The sequence below is a fragment of the Photobacterium sp. Ph5 genome (assembly GCF_022129445.1).
Taxonomy (GTDB): domain Bacteria; phylum Pseudomonadota; class Gammaproteobacteria; order Enterobacterales; family Vibrionaceae; genus Photobacterium.
This window is the reverse complement of record NZ_JADQAQ010000095.1, coordinates 1-5,349: the sequence shown is the minus strand read 5'-3', so window position 1 is coordinate 5,349 and position 5,349 is coordinate 1. Positions and strand designations below refer to the sequence as shown.

Here is a 5,349-nt window from a genome sequence, read left to right as displayed (position 1 = left end):
CGAGAGCACGCATTTTATTTGTACTATTATTGTTGTTCATAATAACGCCTGAATAAAATAATTGATGGCAGATGTGTTTTACCGCAACATAATTTATATGAAGTAATTAAACGCCTTGCCTAATATTTTTAGAAGGGAATAAATAATACTGTTATTAATATCTATATTAATTTTCAGTGTATTTATTATTTATTCCCATTTCCGTTCTAGCTGGTTATTAATAAATTTCTTTAGTATCGAATTTATTAAATCTTAATTAGTTTGCTTTAACTTCTGGTTTAGTATCACGTGCTGCGATGAAACCGTAGAAGATGTAACCGAATAGCGTCAAGATGGTACCGCCGAATACTGCTGTTGCACCACAAGCGTATACACCGTAGATGCTGTAGATAACAGCTAATGTACCCACAACAGCGCCTAGGCGGTATTGTTTTGGTGTAACCATGTTCTTGCGAAGCATTACTTCCAAACCTGTCATAGATAGGATGTAAGGTACCATGTTAATAAATACTGCTAGGTTCAATAGCGCGTTGAACTGACTGATCAAGTTTGGAGAGATAGTCATCACTGCTAGAAGTAACTCAGCGGCTAACATAATAAGCATACCTGCAATTGGTGCACCTGCTTTGTTAGTCTTAGCGAAGATTTTAGGGAATAGACCTTCATCTGCCGCAGCTTTAGATACTTGAGCGTTAGTGAACTGCCAACCTAGTAGAGAACCAATACATGCTACCACTGCTGCGATAGTAACGATGTTACCAACAGTAGGGTTGAACATATGACTGAATACTAGACCAAATGGCGCTGTTGATGCTGCTAGTTCTGCGTTAGGAATAATACCTTGGATAACACCAGTAGATGCAATGTAGATAACCGCAGCGAAGCCTGTACCAAATAATACTGCAAGTGGAACGTTGCGCTCTGGGTTTTCAACAGCATCAGAGTTAGCACCAGCAGATTCAATACCTAGGAATGCCCATAAAGTTAGTGCGATACCTGAAGATACTGAGTGCATTGTTGTGTCGTGGTGTGGGTTCCATGCGCTCATGAATGTTTGTGGATCGAACCACCACCAACCGATGATAGATAGACCAAGTACAGGAAGAATAATACCCCAAACAGTGAATGCTGAGATTTGACCTGTGATCTTAGGACCACCAAAGTTAGCAACCATAGTTAGAATAAGTACTGCACATACACCGAAGAAAGTGTGTACTGGCGTATCTAACCAAGGCATGAATGGCTTAATGTAACCAATTGCTGATACGGCGATTGCTACACAACTAATTACTAAACATACGTAGTATGTGTAAGAAGAGATAAAGAAAGATGATTTGCCGTGCGCTTCTTCAGCGTAAGCTGACATACCGCCTGAACGTTTACAAAAAGCACCACATTTAGCGAACGTGTAAGCAATACACATTGCACCTAATGCTGTAACAACCCAAGATAACATTGAAATAGCACCAACTTGAGCTAAGCTCGCTGGTAGCATAATAATACCGGAACCCATCATGTTAACTGCAACAAGTACAGTTAAACCGACAAGGCCCATTTTTTTAGTGCCAGTATCTGATGACATATATTCACCTATGATTAGAAGGTAATAACTACTAATAATAAGGAAGTAGTTATCGTTATATTTAATAAGGTCCAATCCATGGTGAATTCATTAATAACATTAAGGTTATTGTTTTTATTTTTTAGTAGGGAGAACAAACTAAAAAATAACTCAGATATAAACCTTGGTTATTAAGACTTATATATGAGAGTGAATTCTTCGTCCTTTCGATGGAGCGTATAATGCGACTGTTTTGGTAAAAAAAAAACGTTAATTTCGGAATGAAACGTTCCATTTTTAGTGTTAAAAATGACAAACAGTATCGTTATTCGATCAGCGATTATCGTGAATAACTTCAGCTTATAAGTTACTGTTGTTAGGTCTTTTTTTAAAATAACACTGAATAACAGTAGGTTGAGAATCTCATATGATGAGATTTGTCACACAAAATCAAGGTGAAAAGTGAATAATTAAAATATAGTTATGCATTTTTTGTGCGGTTAAATGCCATTTATGCGGCGTTTATTTTTTTCTTATTAAGGGTTAATTTTTCCTTAATAGCATTAAAAAATGCTTTTTTAGTAAAAAATCGGTGTCATTTTAAGAGGTATAGTTAAAACTTAAATGATACGTTCAGGATTCATTAATAATAAATGGAATATTAATAATTTTTTTAATCGTTTTTTGTAATAAAAGACCGTCATTATTTATATTAAATTATAATAATGCTTTATTATTCCTCTTGGGTATTTACTAAGAGGTTGGCGGTGGATTCATGAAGCGTAAATTCGGTTTTACTCTTATAGAGTTAGTGATTGTTATTGTTATTTTGGGCATTCTAGCAGTAGTGGCAGTACCTAGGTTTTTGCAAATACAATCAGATGCACGTAAAGCTGATTTACAGCAACTAGCTGGGACCTTGAAATCAACGGTAGCAACAGTCAATGCGAAGGCTATGATTGAAGGAACGGATACAGGAGGAGATATTAGTCACCCATTAATTGTTAATGGTATTCAAATTGCGAATGGTTATCCTCTGTCATCTAAAAGTGGTATTGTTAAAACATTACAATCTCCTGATAGATGGTACATTAAAGATAATATAACAGTTAATAGTATTAGTACTGGAGTAACTTTATTTTCGTTGAATCCATTAGATAATAGTACAAAGACTAATTTATTAAGTGGTTGTTATGTAATGTATGCTTATTTACCAAAGGATGAGTCGGCAGCTGAGGATGGTTCTTCCGGAGGGTGGTGGCGTTGGCTTTCACAACAAATCAAATCAGCGTTAACGAATGGTATTTGCTTAGTTTTACATCCTATTGGTTATGCTAAAAATCTTCCTTTTTGTCCCCAGTTTGAAAAGCCGAAAGATTATTCTGGAACAATAAATATACCAACAATATTGGTTGTTGATGATAAATGCTGAGGCAATGCCGATAACGAGCAAAGAAAAGGCGCTAAATTAGCGCCTTTTGGTTGTTACTTAACGTAGGAAATAATTAAGCAGGGGTGACGCGCGAAGTACCATCATCAGAAATGTTAACTTGCACACGTTCGCCGGCGTGGAACATAACGTTTGGATTAACTTGCTGAACGATAGAGACTGTACGACCACTGTCTAATTTGATGGTTAAGTTAACGCCATTGCGTTTAGTGACTTGATTACCGGCTTCATTTCCTAAGTAGCCACCGAGTAATGCACCACCAATTGCCGCAATTTCAGAACCCGTACCACCACCGACACCAGATCCTAAAATACCGCCAATGGCACCGCCAGCCAGCGTACCAATGCCATTACCGTTACCATTTAATGTTACCCCTTGGGTACGAGTTACGGTGCCGTAATATACTTCCTGCATCTGGCGTGCATCATTAACATTGTAAGCATTACCGTAAGGGTTGGCTGCACAGCCTGCGAGACCCAAGGTTGATAAAATCACTGTTAAGGCAAGTATCTTCGTTTTCATGTTATTTCTTCACTAAAAATACAGTGTTTAAATATTGGGTGTAATTTGAGCTTATTCGATTAGAAAAGAAAGCACGAAAACTCATTTTACTAAAACAGTAAATATAAGGTATTGAATCTGTTAATACGTCTTTTTATGTCCACTTTTATCGGCATGAAAAGTATTAATAAACGCATCGAAGTATTGCCTTAATTGTGCGGCTTCAGTTGTTAACTGGAGTTGATTAAGTAGTAAGACACCCACTTCGCAGGTACATAAATTACCGTCTTGTTGATTACGTCGTAAGGCGTAGTTTGAAGCCTGTTGTGGCGTTAAAGCTAAACGTGGCAAGTCACTAAGCGAAGGGCTTTTACGTACCATTTTTTTCGCTTCTTGCCAGGTGGCATCAAGAATAATAAACAAGGGAATAGGTTGGTCAGTTTGGGCTTGAGGTAGTTCGATACTCGGATGTTGTTCATCGCTTGGGAAAACCAGATAAGCTTGGTAGCAAGGATCACGCAGTTGCGCTAGCAAGTGTGCTGGCGGCTCGGTACGTTGCCATACATCAACGCGGCAATGGGGCAAGCTGTTTACTAGCAACTTACCTGTGTTGGTATCTTTATTAAGCTCTCGAGGGTGAGTTAATAACACAAAGTGTGCGGGGCACTGAAGGTGTGGCTCAAGACTGCAAATACAATTGTGCTGAAAGCCACAGCGAGGGCATGACATGGTTATTTCTCCTAACCTCAAATACCCTTGCAGTGTGGCATAAATCGATGTCTTAAGTCACGACAGTGATAGTGGCGTTTAGTCTTGTTTGGTCAATACTAATCCATCATTACCGATATGGTATTTCTGACCATTCACCGTTTCTTCGGTTGCTGTTAGCTGCATTTTATTTGGTAAAAACGTATAAATACGTTCGCTATTAAGCCCATGGTGCGAAGTCATATTGACTTGCAGTTGCGTGTCATTCAGCGCTTGCCAATTCCCGTTTTCGACCAAGCTTGGATCGCCATTGGTGTATTGATATGTGGTTGTCGCAGAGTGATCGTTTTTAAGACTCAGTAGAGTCGTTAACCCCATTTCTGGCTGACTTTGATACTCACCCACCCAAGCACTATTACTGTCATCGCCACCAAAACTGCTTGGTAACCAACTTGCACAGCCGGTAAGAGTGGATGCAGCAAAGATAAGGGCGAGGGGTAACCGTGAAACTGTCATTTTATTCTCTCTATGGTAGGCTCAAATTCATGAGGAAGTTGGCAGTAATGGTAGAACAATATGGCCTATTGGTTATTTAAAACCGAACCAGATACATTTTCTATAGACACCCTAAAATCACAAAAAGTTTCACTTTGGGAAGGCGTCCGTAATTATCAGGCACGTAATATGTTACGTGATGAGGTGAAATTAGGCGATCAAGTCTTCATTTATCATTCATCGTGTAAAGATGTCGGTGTGGTAGGGATCGCTACGGTGGTGAAAGCCTCGTATCCCGATCACTTCCAGTTTGATCCCGAAAGCCCGTATTTTGACCCGAAATCAGATCCAGAGAGCCCGCGCTGGTTTATGGTTGATATTGAGTACCAACGCCACTTACGGTTTGTTAGCTTAAAACGCATGAAAGCCAATCCAGCCTTGGCTGAGATGCCATTAGTAAAAAAAGGCAGTCGCTTAAGCGTGATGCCAGTTACTGATGCGCAATGGCAGGAGATTTTAACCATGACAGGGCAGTTCTAAGCTGTTTTTCAAGGGGAAAAGAAAAAGGCTGTGTTGAACCTGTCTCTTGATCACAAGTCATTGTGTTCAAGAGACTTAGCTAGCTCATATCCT

Annotated in this window: 6 protein-coding genes; 2 read left to right on the top strand and 4 right to left on the bottom strand. The window is 39.1% G+C overall.

The genetic code is table 11. The features are described from left to right. Nucleotides 1–256: 256 nt before the first annotated feature. On the bottom strand, nucleotides 257–1,582 hold the full coding sequence (gene potE, locus I3259_RS19860) for a putrescine-ornithine antiporter (RefSeq protein ID WP_238031400.1): 1,326 nt from the start codon (nucleotides 1,580–1,582) through the stop codon (nucleotides 257–259). A 754-nt stretch (nucleotides 1,583–2,336) separates the two neighbouring features. On the opposite strand from potE, the gene I3259_RS20290 reads away from it, so the two are divergent. Continuing rightward, nucleotides 2,337–2,993 (top strand): prepilin-type N-terminal cleavage/methylation domain-containing protein, encoded by a 657-nt coding sequence (locus I3259_RS20290; protein WP_275949796.1) that lies wholly within the window; start codon nucleotides 2,337–2,339, stop codon nucleotides 2,991–2,993. Nucleotides 2,994–3,066: 73 nt separating this feature from the next. Here I3259_RS20290 and I3259_RS19850 read toward each other — a convergent pair whose 3' ends face one another. From I3259_RS19850 to I3259_RS19840, 3 genes are all read right to left on the bottom strand, one after another. After that, the gene (locus tag I3259_RS19850; RefSeq protein WP_238031399.1) at nucleotides 3,067–3,534 is read right to left on the bottom strand and encodes a glycine zipper 2TM domain-containing protein; all 468 of its coding nucleotides are present in this window, start codon (nucleotides 3,532–3,534) and stop codon (nucleotides 3,067–3,069) included. Nucleotides 3,535–3,654: 120 nt separating this feature from the next. Continuing rightward, nucleotides 3,655–4,242, bottom strand: a complete 588-nt coding sequence (locus I3259_RS19845) for a DTW domain-containing protein (protein ID WP_238031398.1) — start codon at nucleotides 4,240–4,242, stop codon at nucleotides 3,655–3,657. Nucleotides 4,243–4,320: 78 nt separating this feature from the next. Further along, nucleotides 4,321–4,737: a hypothetical protein gene (locus I3259_RS19840; protein WP_238031401.1), complete on the bottom strand. Its 417-nt coding sequence runs from the start codon at nucleotides 4,735–4,737 to the stop codon at nucleotides 4,321–4,323. A 60-nt stretch (nucleotides 4,738–4,797) separates the two neighbouring features. On the opposite strand from I3259_RS19840, the gene I3259_RS19835 reads away from it, so the two are divergent. Then, nucleotides 4,798–5,256 carry an EVE domain-containing protein gene (locus I3259_RS19835; protein WP_238031397.1) on the top strand — a complete coding sequence of 153 codons (459 nt, stop codon included), beginning with the start codon at nucleotides 4,798–4,800 and terminating at the stop codon, nucleotides 5,254–5,256. Nucleotides 5,257–5,349: the final 93 nt, after the last annotated feature.